Source organism: Kitasatospora sp. NPDC032150, assembly GCF_055579945.1.
Genome location: NZ_JBVIMH010000046.1, coordinates 1 through 18,360, shown reverse-complemented (window position 1 = coordinate 18,360; position 18,360 = coordinate 1). Strand labels below are relative to the sequence as shown.

The 18,360-nt window shown below is 71.5% G+C and carries 16 protein-coding genes; 4 read left to right on the top strand and 12 right to left on the bottom strand.

Annotated elements, in window-relative coordinates:
• Window positions 1–30: 30 nt before the first annotated feature.
• The 4 genes from ACZ5ON_RS32790 to ACZ5ON_RS32775 form a co-directional block, all read right to left on the bottom strand.
• Complete coding sequence (locus ACZ5ON_RS32790) at window positions 31–750, bottom strand: response regulator (RefSeq protein ID WP_465600330.1); 720 nt, start codon at window positions 748–750, stop codon at window positions 31–33.
• Complete coding sequence (locus ACZ5ON_RS32785) at window positions 747–2,060, bottom strand: sensor histidine kinase (RefSeq protein WP_465600328.1); 1,314 nt, start codon at window positions 2,058–2,060, stop codon at window positions 747–749. Before ACZ5ON_RS32785 ends, ACZ5ON_RS32790 begins: the two co-directional genes overlap by 4 nt.
• A gap of 146 nt (window positions 2,061–2,206) precedes the next feature.
• Entirely contained in the window at window positions 2,207–2,722 is a 516-nt protein-coding gene (locus ACZ5ON_RS32780; RefSeq protein WP_465600325.1) for a hypothetical protein, read from the bottom strand.
• Window positions 2,723–3,025: 303 nt separating this feature from the next.
• The gene (locus tag ACZ5ON_RS32775) at window positions 3,026–4,090 is read right to left on the bottom strand and encodes a PP2C family protein-serine/threonine phosphatase (protein WP_465600322.1); all 1,065 of its coding nucleotides are present in this window, start codon (window positions 4,088–4,090) and stop codon (window positions 3,026–3,028) included.
• Window positions 4,091–4,595: 505 nt separating this feature from the next.
• Here ACZ5ON_RS32775 and ACZ5ON_RS32770 point away from each other — a divergent pair.
• Both ACZ5ON_RS32770 and ACZ5ON_RS32765 read left to right on the top strand, forming a co-directional pair.
• Complete coding sequence (locus tag ACZ5ON_RS32770; protein ID WP_427395814.1) at window positions 4,596–4,748, top strand: hypothetical protein; 153 nt, start codon at window positions 4,596–4,598, stop codon at window positions 4,746–4,748.
• Between the two features lie 716 nt (window positions 4,749–5,464).
• The gene (locus tag ACZ5ON_RS32765; RefSeq protein WP_465600320.1) at window positions 5,465–6,433 is read left to right on the top strand and encodes an NAD-dependent epimerase/dehydratase family protein; all 969 of its coding nucleotides are present in this window, start codon (window positions 5,465–5,467) and stop codon (window positions 6,431–6,433) included.
• Between the two features lie 541 nt (window positions 6,434–6,974).
• Here ACZ5ON_RS32765 and ACZ5ON_RS32760 read toward each other — a convergent pair.
• Window positions 6,975–7,406: a hypothetical protein gene (locus ACZ5ON_RS32760; protein WP_465600317.1), complete on the bottom strand. Its 432-nt coding sequence runs from the start codon at window positions 7,404–7,406 to the stop codon at window positions 6,975–6,977.
• 89 nt (window positions 7,407–7,495) lie between these two features.
• Window positions 7,496–7,636: a hypothetical protein gene (locus ACZ5ON_RS32755; RefSeq protein WP_465600315.1), complete on the bottom strand. Its 141-nt coding sequence runs from the start codon at window positions 7,634–7,636 to the stop codon at window positions 7,496–7,498.
• 398 nt (window positions 7,637–8,034) lie between these two features.
• On the opposite strand from ACZ5ON_RS32755, the gene ACZ5ON_RS32750 reads away from it, so the two are divergent.
• Window positions 8,035–8,766 (top strand): SDR family oxidoreductase, encoded by a 732-nt coding sequence (locus ACZ5ON_RS32750; RefSeq protein ID WP_465600312.1) that lies wholly within the window; start codon window positions 8,035–8,037, stop codon window positions 8,764–8,766.
• Between the two features lie 374 nt (window positions 8,767–9,140).
• On the opposite strand, the gene ACZ5ON_RS32745 is transcribed toward ACZ5ON_RS32750, so the two are convergent.
• The 4 genes from ACZ5ON_RS32745 to ACZ5ON_RS32730 form a co-directional block, all read right to left on the bottom strand.
• Window positions 9,141–11,708 carry an ABC transporter permease gene (locus ACZ5ON_RS32745; RefSeq protein ID WP_465600309.1) on the bottom strand — a complete coding sequence of 856 codons (2,568 nt, stop codon included), beginning with the start codon at window positions 11,706–11,708 and terminating at the stop codon, window positions 9,141–9,143.
• Between the two features lie 50 nt (window positions 11,709–11,758).
• Entirely contained in the window at window positions 11,759–12,535 is a 777-nt protein-coding gene (locus ACZ5ON_RS32740; protein ID WP_465600307.1) for an ABC transporter ATP-binding protein, read from the bottom strand.
• 253 nt (window positions 12,536–12,788) lie between these two features.
• Window positions 12,789–13,466, bottom strand: a complete 678-nt coding sequence (locus ACZ5ON_RS32735) for a response regulator (protein ID WP_465600304.1) — start codon at window positions 13,464–13,466, stop codon at window positions 12,789–12,791.
• The gene (locus tag ACZ5ON_RS32730; protein ID WP_465600301.1) at window positions 13,463–15,082 is read right to left on the bottom strand and encodes a sensor histidine kinase; all 1,620 of its coding nucleotides are present in this window, start codon (window positions 15,080–15,082) and stop codon (window positions 13,463–13,465) included. Before ACZ5ON_RS32730 ends, ACZ5ON_RS32735 begins: the two co-directional genes overlap by 4 nt.
• Before the next feature lie 696 nt (window positions 15,083–15,778).
• On the opposite strand from ACZ5ON_RS32730, the gene ACZ5ON_RS32725 reads away from it, so the two are divergent.
• Window positions 15,779–16,723 carry a CPBP family intramembrane glutamic endopeptidase gene (locus tag ACZ5ON_RS32725; protein WP_465600298.1) on the top strand — a complete coding sequence of 315 codons (945 nt, stop codon included), beginning with the start codon at window positions 15,779–15,781 and terminating at the stop codon, window positions 16,721–16,723.
• 132 nt (window positions 16,724–16,855) lie between these two features.
• Here ACZ5ON_RS32725 and ACZ5ON_RS32720 read toward each other — a convergent pair whose 3' ends face one another.
• Both ACZ5ON_RS32720 and ACZ5ON_RS32715 read right to left on the bottom strand, forming a co-directional pair.
• Window positions 16,856–17,500, bottom strand: coding sequence for a hypothetical protein (locus ACZ5ON_RS32720; RefSeq protein ID WP_465600296.1), 645 nt, complete (start codon window positions 17,498–17,500; stop codon window positions 16,856–16,858).
• Window positions 17,501–18,005: 505 nt separating this feature from the next.
• Window positions 18,006–18,173 carry a hypothetical protein gene (locus ACZ5ON_RS32715; protein WP_465600294.1) on the bottom strand — a complete coding sequence of 56 codons (168 nt, stop codon included), beginning with the start codon at window positions 18,171–18,173 and terminating at the stop codon, window positions 18,006–18,008.
• Between the last annotated feature and the right edge of the window lie 187 nt (window positions 18,174–18,360).

Below are 18,360 nucleotides of genomic sequence, written 5' to 3'. Positions count from 1 at the left end.
CCACGCACCGGCGGCCGAACGGCGGGCCGCTCACTGCACCAGGCCGGCGCGGTAGGCGTAGCGCACGGCCTGGGCCCGGTCGCGCACGCCTGTCTTGGCGAAGATCCGGTTGACGTGCGTCTTCACGGTGGCGCGGCCCAGGAACAGGCGCTCGCCGATCTCCGCATTGGACAGCCCCTGCGCGATCAGCCCGAGCACCTCCGCCTCACGGGCGGTCAGCCCGTCCAAAAGCGCCTCCGCCGCGCTCGCCGCCCGACCGGACGGCGGAATGGACGGGTCGCCGTCCACGCCCGCACCGGGACCGGGTGGCAGGCCACCGGTGACCGCCTCGACCAGCCGCTGCTGCACCACGGCATCCATCCAGATCCGGCCAGCGCGCACGGCCCGGATCGCCTCCTCGATCTGGTCCGCGCCCGCGTCCTTCGTCAGGTAGCCCTTGGCACCGGCGCGCAGCGCGGGGAACACCGACGCGTCGTCGGCGTACGTGGTCAGGACCAGCACACCGATCTCCGGGGCCTGGCGGCGTAGCGCCTCGGTGGCGGCGATCCCGTCCGTGCCGGGCATGACCAGGTCCATCAGCACCACGTCGGGCCGGAGTTCGAGGGCGAGCAGCACGGCCTGCTCCCCGTCGGCCGCCCCGCCCACCACCTCCATGCCCGCGTTGAGGCCGACCAGCAGCATCAGGCCCTCCCTGGTCACCCGCTGGTCGTCCGCGACCAGGACCCTGATCGGGGCTGCGGAATCGTTCACACCGGTATCTCCATCTTCACGGTCCACCCCTGCGCGGTGGGGCCGGCGTGGGTACGCCCGCCGACTCGTTCGATTCTCTCGCGCATGCCGCGCAGACCGTTGCCGCCTCCCGTCCAGGCATCCGCGGACGGCGTGCCGGGCCCGGACGCGGCCCCGACGCCGCTGCTGCCCGTGGCCGCGGTGGCCGTCGCGCCCTGGTCCGAGACGGTCAGCACGGTCACCCGCGGGGTGTACCGGAGCACCACCGCCGTGGGGGCCCCTGCCGCGTAGCGGGCAGCGTTGGTCAACGCCTCCTGCGCACCCCGGTACAGGGCGAGGTTCTCCTCGGCGGTCAGCGCGCGCTGCGGCTGCCCGCTCACCGAGAGTGCGATCGGCATGGCGAGGTCCCGACGGCACCGCTCGACCAGCGCGTTGAGCCGGCCCACCATGGGCAGATCGTCACCACGCAGCGCGGCCACGGCCTGCCGAGCGTCCGAGAGCCCCTCCCGGGTCAACTCCCCGCTGCGCACGATCAACCGATGCAGCACCGGGTCGACCCGGTCGCGCTCGGCGAGTTTGCGCGCGCCCTCCAGCTGGACGGCGAGCCCCGACAGGGACTGCGCCAGGACGTCGTGCAACTCCCGGGCGATCCGGCCGCGTTCGGCGACGGCGGCGGCGCGGGCCACCGCCTCCCGCGAGTCCTCCAGCTCGGCGAGCAGAAGTTCGGTGCGGTCCTGGCCGAGCCCGGCCTGGCGGGCGAAGAAGCAGGAGGCCCCCAGCACGACGCAGAGCAGGGCGGAGGCCAGCCCCGTCTGAACCGAAACGTGCGCGGAGGTGATGCCCCCGGTCATGAGCGAGACGGCCGCGGTCAGCGGTGCGGCGAGCCACAAGGCCAGGCGCGCCCGTACGCGGCTGAAGAGCATCCCCACGGCGGCGGAGACCGGGATCACCATCAGCGAGGCCGGCTGGAGAGCGGCCAGGACGGTGCCGCTGACACCCAGTAACAGGGGCAACGCGACCAGGCCGGCCTCGGAGTTCCTCGGCCCCCGCTCCCAGGCGGCCAGGATCAGCGCCACCAGGCATCCGGCCAGCGCGACGGTGACGGCCAGCCGTACACCGGTCAGGCCCGGCCGCGGTGGGTCCTGGCAGGCGAAGGCGGCGGTCACCACCACGACCACCCGGAGGAGCTGGTGCATCCGGGCGGCCTGGCGCCTCCGGCGCTCCGTCGAACGCCGCCGTGCCTCGGCCACCCTGGCGCTGTCCGCGCCGGTGTCCGCACCGTCGGGTGGGGCGGTGGCTGTCTCGCGGGCGAGGGGAACCGTTGTGCTCATGGTGCGCAGCATAGGAGCGCCCGGCCCCGGGACGAGCCGGGGCCGGGTGCCGCCGCCCGGTGCTCCGAACCCCGGTGCTCCGCATCGCCGCGCCCCACTGCTCGGAGCTCCGTGGCCCGGTGTTCCGGGGTCCGGTGGCGTGGAACTCACGCGACGGCCACCCGGGCAGCGGTCGAGGTGCTCAGCCGGTGGGCGCGGTACCGGATCACCACCAGGCGGGCCACCACCTCGGACAGAGCCATCAGCACGAAGGCCGCCACCCAGGCCTGGGCACCGGTGATCAGGTGATTGCGGCTGAAGTCCGCGATGGCGGTGCCCGCCCCGTGGTCGGAGGCGAAGGCGAAGCCCGTCCGGGTGGCCATGCCCAGCACCCACAGCGCCGCCGCCGCGAACCCGGCCTTGGCGTACACACCATCCTCGCGGCGCCGCAGCTGCGTGGTGACACCGCACGCAGCCCCGAGCGCAGCGCCCGCCCCCGCCAGGACGAGCTCCAGGACGAGGTCGTTGCCCGCGGTGGGGACGGACCGCAGGTAGTAGAGCGCGGTCGCGCTGACGAGGACGACCGGCAGCAGCAGGCTGGTGAGGTCCAGACGGCCGCCCCGGATCTGGCGCACGACGAGGAGGACGAGGATGGCGTTGACGATGTAGTCCGTGGTGTTCATGGCAGCAAGCCTGCCCGGAACCGTCCTGGGGATCGTCAGCCGACGGGTTGGCCCCTGGTTTGACCGTGGACCGGGTGCGGCTCAACCCCTGGGTTGAGCCGCACCCGCGTCGGACCGGCCCGGCTCGTTCCTCGGGCCGACCTGGTCGGGCCTCTGGCCCCGGGCGGGACCACCCGGTGCCGCCGGTGCACTGCGTCTGAGACTCGACACCAGCTACTGACTCCCGATGAGGGTGATGGGACAGTGTCATCGTTCCCGTAGTGGAGCCGTGGCGAGACGGCACCGTGGGAGCTCGCTTCCTGATCAGGCGACGCGGGGAGCGCGGTGGCGCCGGGTGACCACAAGGATGGCCATGTCGTCGTCGCGTTTGCCCTCGGTCCAGCGGCCGACGTCTTTGGTGAGGGCATCCACCACCGCATCGGGGTCGCTGAACCGCCTGCGCATGCACTCTGAGGCGACCGGATCGTAGAAAGCACCCCGCTTGTCCCGCGCCTCGGTGACACCGTCGGTCACCAGCAGCAGCGACGCCCCCGGGGGCAGCCGCACCACATCGGCAGGCACGGGGTCGGCAGGAGTGAGATCGCCCAGCCCCAGGCCGAGGGGCAGCTGTGGGACGGTCGGGTCGAGCCGCACGAGTTGTCCGTCGTGAATCAGGTACGGGGGCGGATGCCCGCGGTTCACCAGGCTCAGTACCTCGCCGTCGGCGGAGACCTCGGCCAGCACAGCGGTGATGAAGCCCTCCATGGAAGACAGCGGGCCGCTCCGGGCTGCTTCTCTGGTCAGCGCCTCGTCCATCCGCTGTCCCAACGTGACCAAGGTGGCAGCGTACTCGGCCTCCTGACGGAAGACTCCGATCGCGATCGACACGGCGGCGACAGCCGCAATTCCTTTGCCCCGCACATCGCCGATGATCATCCGCGCCCCGTACGGCGTCTCCTGCACTGCGAAGAAATCGCCGCCGATCCGCGCCTCGGCCTGCGCCGCGGTATACCCGGCAGCCACGGCCAGTGGCCCGACCTTCCTCGGCGGTTCCGGGAGCACCGCCCGCTGGACCCCCTCCGCGACATCCCTGGCAAGCGCCAGATCGCGCCTTTGCCGCACAATCAGCCGGTTGACCGCTAGAGCCAGCACGCCGATCAAGCCGACCACGGCAAGATCGACGAGCAAAGGTGTCGCCGGACGCCCACGTTCGACATCCACCAACACCGAGACCACGCACGTGACACACACAACGGCGAGGGCGGAGCGGAAGGAGAGCGTGGCACCCGCGATGAGCGGTGCGGCTGCCAGCAGCGGGAGTCCTGTGTACGGCTGAGGCGCGAAACGGTCCAGCAGGACGCCAGCCGCGAGGACGAGCGCCGCGAGCATCCACGGCACCTTCGCCAGCGTGGGTCGCAGGACTTTCACAGTGCATCTCCCGTCCCAGCCGATCGACGCCCAGATCACAGGCCCCGGCCAGCGTGTCACATCACGGACTTACACAATCTTTCGGACACGCTCGTGGCCGCCTGCAGGGCCTGCCGTTGACGATGCGGCTGCGGGTGGGCTCTTCAGCGAGCTCTACCAGCAGTGGGGCCGGCCGGCGGCGTTCGAGGGCGGTGGAGAGTCTGACGACCCCCAGGAACCACTGGAGACGCTGGAGGACGGTACCGCCGAGTTGAGCCGAGCTCGACGCGGACAGGCTCTTCACCCTCGCCGAACTCGGATCCAACTGGACTACCCGACACCTTCGATCAGAAGGCACTCTGCCGAAGCGTGGGATAAATGAAAGGCGTCGTGCGCATTCTGGTGTATAATCTGAAACCGAAGGAGGGCCTCCGGGACTGGCATCACCGTGATGCCGACGGATTACTCGGCCCTGGGGGAGAACACCATGACCTACCAACTCGAAGCGATCCGGGCGACGATCGACGAGCGCCTGCGAGAGGCCAGGGAGTACCGCCTCGTCCGCGCGGTGCGGCTCAAGAACCGCGCCGAGCGCGCCACCCAGCGCGCTCGCCAGGCCCTGACCAGCCTGGCCGCATGAACACCCCACTGCAACGGGCCGTCACCACAACACGGTGACGGCCCGTCCTGCTTCCCGTCACTCGGTCCGCAACACCCCAACTCAGAGCTACCCGGCCACCCCACGACCCATACAGCTCCAGCACGGCCGGCAACCCGCTCGCACCGGGCACAGGCCAGCCGATGGAGCCGACCCCGCCCCTGGGGCCGCAGGGCACGGAAGTGGATATCGAGGGCCCGAACGGGCTGGTCGGCGGGGCCTACAACCTGCCGGTCACGCTTGACGACACCACACCCCGCACCACAGAGGGCAAAATCCGCATCGGCCCGAAGAACGGGGAAGAAGCGCAGGCCTCGCTCCCGTATCGGTACGGATCCGTCGCCTGGTGCGCCCGACGCTCGGCTGCCCACCGCAGACCTTCCGCGAGCAGGTGCCCGGCGCCCTGCAGCGCTACCAGCGCAAGGTCGCTCGACCGTCCACTCAACTCCCCTCCGCAGTAATGGAGTTATCGGGGCGCAGGGCATGCCTGTCCCGCCTCCTTGCCATGACGCTGTCCCGCTCGACAGCCCTCCGTGCACTGCTGTGCGTGCCATTTCCCCCGTCCCGGATGCCGCGGGTACTCGGTGTGGACGACTTCACCCCGCGTAGGGCGTCACCGCTACGCCACACCGGACCTCAAAGCCCGCCCTGCACGCCGCCCTATGGTCCGGCGCGCGCCGAACTGGCACGATGGCTCGATGCGCATACTGATCATGGGCGGCACCAGATTCGTCGGATTCCACTTCGCCCGGGCGGCGCTCGCTGCCGGGCACGACGTCACGGTGCTGCACCGGGGCAGGTCCGGTGCCCACCTGCTCCCCAACGCCACGCACCTGACCGCCGACCGCGACACGGACCTGTCCGTGCTACGCGGCCGCAGCTGGGACGCCACCGTGGACGTCAGCGCGTACTTCCCCCGTCAGATCCGGCACTTGGCCGCCGCACTCGAACCCGGCGCCGCCGGACGCTACCTGCTGGTCTCGTCGATGGCCGTGTACGACGCCCCTGGCGCCCCGGCGTTCGCCGAGGACTCCCCGCTGCTCCCCGCCGACGGTCCGGAGCCCGGTGCTGTCACTCCCGAGACCTACGGCATCCTCAAGGTCCAGTGCGAGCGGGCGGCACGGGAGGCCTTCGGCCGGGACGTGCTGCTGATACGCCCGACGTACGTGATCGGTCCCCAGGACTACACCCACCGCTTCGACTACTGGGTGCAGCGCCTTGCCCAGGGCGGCGAGGTACTGGCTCCGGGCCGGCCGGACACTCCGATCCAGGTCGTCGACGCCCGTGACCTCGCCGCCTGGATGCTCGCACTGCTGGAGCAGAGCGCCTCCGGCGCCTACCACGCCGCGACTCCCCCGCCGTTCACCATGGGTGACCTGCTGGACACCGTCGCCTCTGCGGTCGCCCCGACCGGCACCACGCTCACATGGGCGGACGACGACTTCCTCCAGGCGGCAGGCGTCCAGGACCGCGCGCTGCCACTGTGGACCACCAACCCGCTGATCCGGGCCACCAGCACCGCCAACCCCGGCGCTGCCCTCGCCGCCGGGCTCGAGCTCCGCCCGGTCGCCGACACGGCCCGCGACATCCTGCCCTTCGAGCCCCTGCCGGGGACACTGACGCCCGGCCAGGAGGCCGATCTCCTCACCGCCTGGAAACAGCGGTAGGCCGTGCAGCACCCGGATTGGGCCCGGTGAGCCGCGGACGCACATGGCGACCGGCGTACGAAACGGGGATGACGACTCATCCCGGTTCCGGTGCAGCGATGCCCGAGGTGCTGTCCAGGGTCATCGGGGGCAGGCCGTAAGGCACGGGCATCGGCGGATCCTTCGTCGGCGTCGGTAGAACACCCATGGCCGCCCTCCTGTGGTGACGTCTCAACAACCCCGGTCGCGCGAGCGGGGATCGGTGTCACACGGGCGCGAGGGCGGTGGCCGTGGCGGGTCCCGACGGCGCCGGGACGGTGGCACATCACGCCGGTGCCCGCTGGTCCAGGTCCGGCAGCACCCACCGCCAGGCCTGGCCCCGACCGGCGGCTGTGGGCGCGGACCGGCTCTGCGGGAGCGTGGACGGTGGGAGCGGCTGGACGACGGCGGCGACGGCTCCTGGTGGGAGTCGTCGTGCCGCAGGCTCCGCCCCCCAGCCCAGCAGAAAACCAACCAGCCACCGAAGCACGCCTCATCAGACTCGCCCGCCCTGGTCGGCGAATCAGCCGGCCCGACGCGCCGCTCCCACCATCCGGGCCGTCGGCGACGGGGCAGGGCGCACCAGCGTGAGCAGCGCTGTCGCCGTGATGTAGGCCCAACCGGCCAGAATGACCGCGCCCTCGATCCACTCGGCGCCGACGGGCTGTGCCGCCGGGTCCAACAGCGCTCGGACTATCGCGAGCTGGACGAGGACCACCCATGCCATCAGCACCCGGACCCTGTGGCGCGGCGCGCGGTCGTAGCGGTACCAGAGCAGCGCGACACAGAAGTTGAACGCGCCGGCCAGGAGCCAGAAGCCGAGCTCAACCCCGGCCGCGACGCAGGAGGGCTGCTCCTCCCAGGGGTGGTCACAGCCGAGGACGTCGAAGACCGCGAAACCCACCTGTACCAGGGAGCTGGCAAGCGCCTCGAGTGCCAGTCCTGTCGCTGCCACACTCGACCTGAAGACTCTCACAGCCGCATGACTATCACACCGCAACAGCCCGGCTGCAGTTGGTCCCGGCCCGGACGAACGACGGGCGATCAGCTGAAAGCAGGCGGCTGGAAGTCGCCGAACGCCCCGCTGCCCACGGCGTCCGAGCACACGGGTACGGTGCCGACCTGTCCGCCGAAGACCGCGACGGCGAATGCCTCAACGAAGTCGGTGGAGGTACCCGGGCGCATCCGCAGAAGAACCCCGCTGGACGAGCCCTTCCCGCAGGACCAGCGAGCCGCTCGGCCGCCTCCACCTGCCGGATGGTGCACGCCCTGCGCGTCACAAGCCGCTCGAGTTCGTGAGACGCTCGGGAATTCAACCGGCGTCCTCGATCAGTCCGAGATCCGGCAGTTCTACGTCCGCCGCCGGCAGCCGGCGCGGTCGGCGCATCGCAAGACCGTCGCAGGGGCCTGTCACCTGGACGAGCTCGTCCTCTCGTGTGACATGCCGGACGGGTTCAAGGACATCACGGCGGCTTGCACCGGTACGGGCCGGGCACCGCTCGACGAGACGGTCACGTTCACCGTGGGTTAAGGACTGCATAGGGCGCATATCGGACACCAGTCATCGGAAGAAGGCGCATGCCATGAAGTTCGCAGTCATCGGCGGAACCGGGCTGATCGGCTCACGGGTCGTGGAGAACCTGAACGCGGCCGGGCACCAAGCGGTACCGCACTCCCTGTCCACTGGCGTGGACATCATCACCGGCCGAGGACTGGAGGCGGCCCTGGCGGGCGCCGACGTCGTCATCAACCTGACGAATTCCCCGACCTTCGACGACGCCTCGCTCGCCTTCTTCCGGACTTCGATGGACAACCTTCTTGTCGCGAGCGAGAAGGCCGGGGTCGAGCACTTCGTCATTCTCTCGATCGTCGGCGTGGACCAGGTACCCGCTCTGGTCTACTACCAGGCGAAGGTGCTTCAGGAGGACATCCTCAAGGCCGGGCCGATCCCGTATTCCATCGTCCGCGCCACCCAGTTCATGGAGTTCATGGACGCCGTCCTGTCCATGACCACCGAAGGTGACACCGTGCGCCTGCCGCGCACGCCGATCCAGCCGATCGCCGCTGCGGAGGTCTCCGGCGCTGTCGCCGAAGTCGCCGCGGGCAGCCCGCTGAACGGCGTCGTCAACATCGCTGGTCCCGACGTCTACCCCCTCGACGAACTCGGCCGGCTCACCCTGACCGTCAAGGGCGACGGGCGCTCGGTCGTCACCGATGACACCGCCGGCATGTTCGCCGCCGTCCACGGCGACGTCCTCACCGCCGGAAACGATGCCCGCATCGCCCCCACCCGCTACACCGACTGGCTCTCCTGAACCGTCTTCTCCAGCAGAACCACATGGTGAGAAGCGGGCAGGACGTACCACCCACCCGGACTCCTGCTCCGCCATCGCCCCCGGGTTCACCTACAAGGGCCGCCCGGTGCCCGGTCGGGCAAAGGGACTCTTGTGCCGCCTCCTGCGCCGAGGGATGGCGACCGCGGGCCCGCCGGGGAGCGGGGCCACCGCATCGCCGGCTCGTTTGGTCTGTCAACGACCGCGCGCACAGGCGGTCTTGGTCCACCTGGCGCCGGCATCACCGAGCCCGCGCGCCGCAGCCATGGCCGTGAAGCTCCCGTCCGCGACTGGAGTACTACGTAGCCGGTCGGCATCGGCTGTGCGACGTTCGGGCGCGGTCTCGGGAACGTGTGTCAGGCGTCGGCGACGGCTTGCAGGGGGCTGAGCGCAGCGGCCCGACGGGCGGGGAGCACGGCTGCGGCGGCGCCGGCGGCGAGGTAGAGGACGATGACGAGGGTGAGGGTGCCCCAAGGGAGGGAGAACGTGTACTGGGGAATGGCTCCGGTGGCGAGTCCGCTGATTTTCCATGCTCCGAACAGGCCGCCGGCCAGGCCCAACAGGGTGCCGTAGGCGGCGACGGTGAGCGATTCGAGTCGGATCATGTGGCGGATGCCGGTGCGGTCCATGCCGATGGCGCGCAGGACTCCGATCTCCCGGGTTCGTTCGGTGATCGACATGGCAAGCGTGTTGATCGTGCCGAGTGCTGAAATGATCACGCCGATGGCGAGCAGTCCGAAAACCATGCTGGTCAGGTCGCCGGCGACGCCGGCCTGCTCCTGGACGAGCTGGGTACGGGTCTGGACCTTCAGTAGGGGGCTGTTGTCGACGGCGCTGCGCAACTGCCTCTCCACGCCCGTCGAGACAGTGCCGTGGTCGGTGGTCACCAGGATGCGCTGGACGGAGTTGCGCAGGTAGCTGTGGTGTTGGACGTCGCCGCGGTCGGCCAGGACGTCCTGGGCCGTGGGGTTGTCCTGGTAGATCCCGACGACGGTGTAGGGCCGGTCACCTTCGCCCTGGCCGGGGCCGATGCTCGCGTTGATCCGTCCGCCGGTCCTGATCCGGTTGTCGCGGGCGAAACTGCTGGAGACGGCGATCCGGCCCGGACCGATTCCGGTGGCGGAGCCGCTGGTGAAGTGGAGTTTCATGACGGCCCCCACGGTCTTCGGGTCGACGCCGGAGACCTGCCGGGCGCGGGTACCGGTGGAGATGGTGGAGTCGGCGACGGCGGCGGCGGTCGCAACGCCGTGGAGAGTGGCGACCCGCTGGACGGCGGCTGAGTCGATGGCAGTGGTGGTGGTGCGGGTGCTGATGACGTAGTCGGCGCTCAGGCCGGCGGCGGCCTGGGAGTCCAGTGCCTGACCGGAGGAGTGGTCGATGACGGCGAGTCCGGAGACCAGCGCGGTGCTGATCATCAGCGCGCCGGCGGTGGCGGCGGTGCGGCGGGGATCCCGCAGGGCGTTGTCCGTCGCGAGGTCACCCAAAACTCCGATCCGGGCAGTGAGCCGACCGGCGAAGCGGATCACCGGCTTCGCCAGCAGCGGGGCCAGGATGATCAGGCCGGTCACGAGGAGGCCGCATCCGAGCATCGCGGTCCGCAAGTTCTCGTCCGAAGCGTCCTTCACGTCGCTCAGGGAGATCAGCAGGCCTGCGCCGAGGAGGAGCACAGCCGCGCCGACCGCGCCCCGGAGCCGGGAGGGTGCTGCGGGAAGAGGCTGCTCGGCGGTTCGCATCGCTTCGACGGGCGCGATCCTGGCCGCGCGGCGGGAGGGAGCCCACGCGGCGAGGACCGTGATGCCGACGCCGACGGCGAGGGAGGCGAGAACCGGGGCGGGGCCGATCACCAGCGGCCCCTGGGGCAGAGAGTCGCTTACGCTGCCGAGCATGCCGGGCAGGAGGGCGGCGACACCGAGCCCGAGGACGAATCCGGCCCCAGAGGCGGCGAGGCCGACCAGGGCTGCCTCGACGAGCACGGAGCCGACCACCTGGCGGCGGGTGGCGCCGATCGCGCGGAGCAGCGCGATCTCCCGGGAGCGTCGCGTGATGAGCATGGTGAAGGTGTTGATGATGAGGAACGAGCCGATGAAGAGCGACACCGCGGCGAAGATCCTGGGAAGCCGGGAGTAGCTGTTGGTCCTGGTGGCGATGAAGGCCGACTGCTGGTTGGCCTGCTCGGTGACGGTGGTCGCCTCGGCACGGTCTGCCGGCAACAACGCGCCGATTCGCTGGGCGAGTTCGACCTGGTCGGTGCCGGGCGTGGCGGACAGGTCGATCCCGGTGTAGCGGCCGGGGGTGGCGAACAGCTTCTGCGCGGTGACCTTGTCGAACACCGCGAGGGTGCCGCCGGAGGTGACGCGGGTGTCGCCGGTCGACACGATGCCGACCAGCCGCATCCGCAGGACGGGGCCGTCGGTGGCCAGGGCGACGGTGTCACCCAGGGAGTATGAGCCGGCCGCTGCGGTGCCACGGTCCAGGGCCACCTCGTTGTCTGTGCGCGGAGCGCGGCCGGCCGTCAGCGGGTAGCGGCTGTCCTTGCCGTCGGTGCCGGCGATGTAGGCGGCGGCCAGCTTGCCCATCGCGTTGTCGGCGCGTATCGGGGAGCCGTCCTTGGCGGCCAGGGTGACCGAGCCGTCGACCGCAGGACGGGCCGCGGTAACACCGGGCACGGCGGCCAGGCGGGCCACGAGCGCGTCGTCGAGGACGCTGATGCGATCGTCGGCGGGGAGACCCACAGGGTATTTCGGGTCAACAGTGACCGCGATGCCGGCGTAGTTCTTCGACATGGAGGCGCGGTAGGCGGCGGCAGTGGAGTCGGCGAAGACGAGTGAGCCGGAGATGAACGCTACTCCGAGACAGACCGCGAGGACGGTCATGATCAGACGGGCCTTGTGCGCGGAGGCGTTGCGCAGGGCTGTTCGCAGCATGTTGGGCTTTCGAAGGGTGTGAGGGGGCAAGGGCGGGCTGGCGAACGTGGTCAGGAAGCGCGGCCCTGGGCTTCGAAGGCGAGCATCCGGTCCAGGACGGCGCCGGAGGTCGGCTCGTGCAGTTCGTCCACCAGGCGGCCGTCGGCGAGGAACACCACGCGGTCGGCGTGGGCGGCGGCGCCTGGGTCGTGGGTGACCATCACCACGGTCTGGCCCAGTTCCCGCACCGAGTCGCGCAGGAAGGCGAGTATCTCGGCGCCGGAGCGGGAGTCGAGGTTACCGGTCGGCTCGTCAGCGAACACGATCTGCGGGCGGGAGACCAGGGCGCGGGCCACGGCGACGCGCTGCTGCTGGCCTCCGGAGAGCTGGGTGGGGCGGTGCGCGAGCCGGCCCGCGAGGCCGACGGTGGTGACGACGGTGTCCAGCCACGCGGTGTCGGGCTGCCGTCCGGCCAGCCGCAGGGGCAGGGTGATGTTCTCCAGCGCGGTGAAGGTCGGCAGCAGGTTGAAGCCCTGGAAGACGAACCCGACCTTCTCCCGCCGCAGCCGGGTAAGCTGCCGGTCGTTCAGAGCGGACAGCTCGACATCGCCGATCCGGGCCGATCCCGAGGTCACCGAGTCCAGGCCGGCCATGCAGTGCATCAGCGTTGACTTTCCGGAGCCGGAGGGGCCCATAACGGCGGTGAACCGGCCCCGCGCGAACTCCACGGACACCGCGTCCAGCGCGGTGACCCGCGTCGCGCCCTTCCCGTACGTCTTGGTCAGGCCCGAGGCGCGGGCGGCCGGCTCCGTGAGGGCTGTGCTGGGGGAAGAGAACATCTGTGACATGGATACTCCAGCTGGCGTGCGACGGCCCGCGAGGAGTTCTGCGGGCCGGGTGATGCCTCCATCCTCATGGCCCTGTACTGCGGAAACATCGTGCTGCAGGCGGGAGTTGACCTCTGCCGAAAGGACAGCGGGACCTGACCCCCCTCTACCGGGGGGCAGAGGAAGATCAGGCGGAACTCTGCCCCGGGGAGGAGACGGCGCGAACTTCGCCGACGTCGCGGCCCGAACACGGACGGCTCGGTGCGCGGTTCCGTCAGGTGGCCAGGCCACTCCGGTGGGCCAGCAGCGCGGCCTGGACGCGGCTCGCCGAACCGGTCTTGTCCAGGATCGCGCCCACGTGGGTCTTCACCGTGCCGATCCCGATGCCGAGCCGCGCGGCGATGTCCTGGTTCGACAACCCCTCGCCGAGCATCGCCAGGACCTCCCGCTCCCGGCCGGTGAGCCGGGCGATCCGCTCGTCCACGGGCGCGCCGCCGGTGTTCTGCGCGTCATCGGCGCGCAGCATCCGGGAGATCACCGCCCCGGTCACGCCCGGGGAGAGCACGGCGTCTCCAGCGGCGGCCGCCCGTACCGCGCTGATCAGCTCCTGCGGGCCCTCGTCCTTCAGTAGGAACCCGGCGGCGCCCGCCCGCAGCGCCCGGACGACGTTCTCGTCGTCGCCGAAGGTGGTCAGCATCACCACGCGCGGCGCGGGATCGAGGGCGAGCAGCGGAGCGATCGCGGCCAGCCCGTCACACACCGGCATCCGGATGTCCAGCAGCACCACGTCGGGGCCGTGTGCGGCGGCCATCTCGACGGCCTGCCGTCCGTCCGGGACCTCGGCGACGACCTCGATGCCGTCGGCGTGCCGGAGAATCAGGCGCACTCCGTGCCGAATCATCGTCTCGTCGTCGGCGAGCAGGACACGGATCGGCCGGGTGGGTTCGGTCACGGGGTCTCCCAGGGTGTGGCGTCTTGGACCGACGGGACGGTGAAACGGTCGATGGCGATCAGACGCTGTGAGGCGTCGAAGCAGTAGCGGGCGATGATCAGGCCGCCGGGGCGGGACCCGGTGGAGCCGTTGAACGGATAGATGCAGCCCAACGCTCCGGCGGGGCGCGGCGGTTCCTGGCCGGTGGCCGCGGCCCGGACCGCCGCGTTGTCCAGGACACCCGTTGCCGCCACGTCGCCGAAGGTCATGCCGACCCGGGGCAGCGGGCGCGGCCCGGCGTTCGGCTGCGGCGCGGTGGCGTACACGAAGGCGGTCCCGAGGGACATCAGCACGCTCAGCGCCACCAGTCCGAGGGCGAGCGTCAGCGCCTGAGCGGTCCGGCGTTCGGGCTCGGCGCCTGCCTCGCCGCCGACCGTGTCATCCGCGCCGGACACCTCATCCGCCTCCGGTCCGGCACCGTACGGGCCGGCGCCCCTCCGCTCGTGGGCGGGGGCGTCGCCGGGCTCGGCCGGCACAGCCGCGGCCACCTGGAAGCCGCCGGACGGCAGCGGGGCGGCGTCGAAAGTGCCGCCCAGCAGCTCCACCCGCTCCCTGAGGCCGGTGAGACCGCGACCGGTACCCACGTTCCCCGCGGAAGCCCGGGACGCGGGCGGGACGCCGTTGCGGACGGTGACCACCACCGTCCCGTCGCCGTGCACCACCGTCACGGTGACGTGCGCCGCACTCGCGTAGCGGTGCACGTTGGTCAAGGCCTCCCGTACCACCCGGTGCACCGCCCGGCGCACCCGCGCCGGACGGGTGTCGAGGTCCGGCCCCGTCCAGTCCAGCCGCACCGCGATCCCTCCGTCCCGGGAGTCCGCCACCAGGGTCTCGATGTCGGCCCGGGTACCAGTGGCGTCGGTGAGCGCCTCCGGCCCAGTGTCCCGGCCCAGCGGCCCGAGCACTCCGAGGGCCTGCCGCAGCTCGCGCATCGCGTCCCGGGTGGTACGCCGCACCAGGACGGCCTCCTCGCGCAGCTCGGGGTCGGACCGCTCCAAAGCCAGCTCCAGCCCACCGGCGTGCAGCGAGATGAGACTGAGCCGGTGCCCCACCAGATCGTGCATCTCGGCGGCGATCCGGGACCGCTCATGGATGCGGGCCTCGCTGTCGGCGAACCGGCGGGCCCGCTCCGCCGCGTCCCCGCGCTCGCGCAGCGCCCGCACCAGACGCCGCTGCTGCCCGTACGACGTGCCGGCCAGACCGGGGACGATCACGGCGATCGGCGTGAGGACGAGGCCGAGCGCCAGCCCGTACAACGCCGGTACCGGGCCGAACCAGGGCGCGGACACCATCGCGCACGCCACGACCAGAGCAGCCGCCGCGGCCAGCAACCGGGTACGCCGCCGAGCTTGGGCCGTCCGCCGCGCCACCGTGTACGCGGTCGCCGCCGTGACCGGCCCGGCGCAGAACGCCAGACCCGTCAGCGCGGCGAGGACGAGGAGCACGGCCACCGGGAAGCGGCGACGCAGCGGGAAGAGCCCGGCCCCGGCGGCCAGCGCCGGCACCTGCAGATACGGGTGAGGCAGAAGCCCGAGACCCGCGACCGCCGCCCACACGCCCAGGCTCGCGAGCACCACCCCGGCCGTCTCCGCCGCCGTGCGTACGGCCTCGCTCGGAACCCCTTCGGGCAAACGATCGCGGACAGAACGACGGAACAGACGAGTGCGTGACACGGTGACCAGTATCGGTACCCAAAGCCGCGGCGGCATGCGCCTCACGGCCGATCCGCCGCTCTACCGAAAGGCAGAGACGCGAGGGTACCGGCACGCCGACCGCCCGCCGCCAACCTCTTCAGGTATAGAGAGCCCCTGATCGCCCCTGTGTTTCATGAACCCATGTTGCTCGGCCTGGCAGCGGCCCCGGTTCCGGACGCTGGCTGTCACTCGTCTTGGCCTGCGGCTCGATCTTCTTCGGCGCTCATGGTCTTCCGGTACACGCTGGTCATGTTCACCAACCGCCGGATGACGAACGGACATCCGAACGGCGTGGGAACCCATGGCCGGCAGACCGTCGCCCTCTGAGCCTCCTACCTGTCGCCAGCCGCCCGGGACCCACGCCGGCCGTGCTGACCGTCCACTGCTACCGCCGCCGGGACGACTGCTGCCGGGGCGGCCCCAGATGCCTTGATCGCCCGCAGGGCCCGACGAGGACCGGCCGCGCGCGGACGAGCGGGGCCGCGAGGGGCGGAAGGGTCGAGAGGGGGGAAACCCCCACCTCCATACGGTGGTTGGCCGGATTCCTCGGTGCCCCTTCGGGTCCGTACCGTCTGCGACATGACACTCTCGACCCCGTTACGACCCGCACCACCCGCCACCCGGCGACGCGCACTCCTCGTCTATCTCGGCCTCGCCTACGCAGGCATGTGGACAGCCATGTCACCCCTGCTCGCCACCGGATTCCAGCGCGGCAACGCCCGGGAGGAACCGGGAACGCTCGAACAGGCCTGCATCGCAGCCGCGATGTTCGCCCCGGCCCTCGCCGCCGTCCTCGTCGTGCGCTTCGTCGAACGCGACGGCACACGGGTACGGGACGCCCTCGCACTACACCTACCCCGGCCCTTGACCTGTGCCCTTCGGGCCTGCCTGCTGCCGATCGGCGTCCTCGCCGCCCTCACCGCAGCAGTGATCGCCCTCGGCACCCTTGCAGGCGCCTACCCTCTCGCCGGGCCCGACACGCTCACCGCAGGCGGAGTCGCCGAATGGGCACTCCAGGGCCTGATCGGGATGCTGGTCTCACTGCCACTGTTCTTCGGTGAGGAACTCGGCTGGCAGGGATTCCTCTTCCCCCGCCTGCTCCGCGCCGACGGCACAGCCGGCCTGATCCGGGCCTACGTACTCACCGGCGCGGCGTTCGCGCTCTGGCACCTGCCCACACTCCTGATGGGCGGACAGTACCCGGGCAGACCCTGGTACATGGCGGTACCCGCACTCACCGTCAGCTGCGTGCTCATCCTGCCGGTCTTCACCTGGCTGCGCCTCCGCTCCGATTCGGTCGTGCCGGCCGTGTTCGCACACGCCTTCGCGAGCACCCTGAGCGTGGCGACACTCAAGGAGTTCGCCGACCCCGACGCCACCCTGGACCCCCTGACCATGGGCCTGGCCGGTTGGCCCGGCTGGGCCGTCACCGGCGCCTTCGTCGCATTCCTCTCACTCACCGGCCGACTCCGACCCACCTACTACGACAAACGCAACGCACCGCGCCCGACGACCGCGTTGTGAACAGGGCGCCTGCGAGGAGACGCTGCACGACGCGACCGACATCGCCGGAGTGCGGCATCGCGGCCCCGGCAGGCCCGCGCCGCCGGGCCGGCCATCCCCTCGTGTGGTCGGCCCGGCAGGAACGGTCGACGGTCAGCCGCGAACCGTGTAGCGACCGTTCGTCATGGCAATGAAGGGCACAGTGCCCTGGCAGTCGGAGATCGGCACACCGAAGGCACCCCAGAGCCAACCTGCCCGGCTGGCCCGGCCGTTGCCGTTGTCCTGCAGGGTGACTGCGACCCGCGTCCCGATGAACCGGATCCCTGGGAACCAGGGCACCTGGCCGCCTGTGATGACGCCGGTCGCGATCGCGTCCCGGCCGCCCACGGCGAGGCAGGTGATGTCGCCCGCGAAGTCGGCGACGAGCCGGCCGTCGACATGGCGGTGCACGACGTGGAAGTGCCCTGTGGTGCCTGTCGGTTGCCCGTCCACGGCGGCCCGGGCGTCGATCTCGATACGGACGTCGTCCCCGGCGAAGCCGGGGAAGGAGTCGGTGAGCGCGGTGCCAGCGGCCCCCGACACCCGCACCGCACGGCCCGCCGAGTCGGCGGCGGCACCGCCCGCCAAGGCGGGCTCAGCGGCGGAGAGCGGCGCCGCGGGGGCGGGCGCCGCGGCAGCCGAGGGAACACCGGCGGCGACCGTGCCGAGTACGACGAGTACGGCGGCCGCCGCGGCGCGGGCCCGCGATGCACGGCGCGTTCGGCACGGATACCAGTCAAGTAGGGAGGATTTCACCACGGTTCACTCCAGCAGGTTCGGCTGTCGATACCGCCACCACTGTCGCGCGGCATGCTTCCCGACACCTCCCGCTGCGGAGTGAAGTCCGTTCCTCCCCACGAACGATTTCCCCCTCCCCCGCCCGGTGGCGGACCACCGCCAGGCATCCGTCTCCGGACGGAGCGCGCGTGCCTCACCCACGCCGCCGCCGTTCTCCGCGACCGGATCATCGGCGCACCGCGGCGGCCCGCCGAGGCGTCTTCGCCCGGCGTGCCTCGGAGCGGGAACCGGCCGTCGCACCGGCCCGGGTCCCCTGCCACCTGCTCCCCGATCACCCGGACGTCGGGCCGGACCACGTCCGCTGACACGGCCGGCCCGCCGAGGCCCTGGTGTACGGACCCGGCCGCTACCCGGCTGGCGGCGGGCCCGTACCTGCGGACCGCGTCCGGGTCTGTTTGTGCAGGCCCGCGGCGCGGCGGCGGCCGCCTCCACCTGCGCGCGCAGGGCACGAACGGCCCCGTACGGGCTAGCCTCGCCGTACACCGCCGTACACCGCCGTACCGGATGCGAATACTTCGGTGGCAGCCTCGGCGCAGCGCCCGGCGGTGCGCTCGGTGATCACCACCGCGGCCACGGCCTCCGGCGTCATCCCGGCGGACGGTCGGCGGACCTGGCTGCGGATGTCACCGAGCATCCCGTGCTCCTGGCCATCGACCAGGGTGGCCCTGGCGTTGCACGGCCACGGTCCGTTCCCGGCTTTGCCGGAAGGGGGTGGGCAGGCCGAAGGGGGCCCGGTGCGTGTGCACCGGGCCCCCTTCGGGTCACTGGAGCCTGTGGGTCGGCTTAGTACCAGTGGTGGGCGGCCCACCAGGACCAGGCGG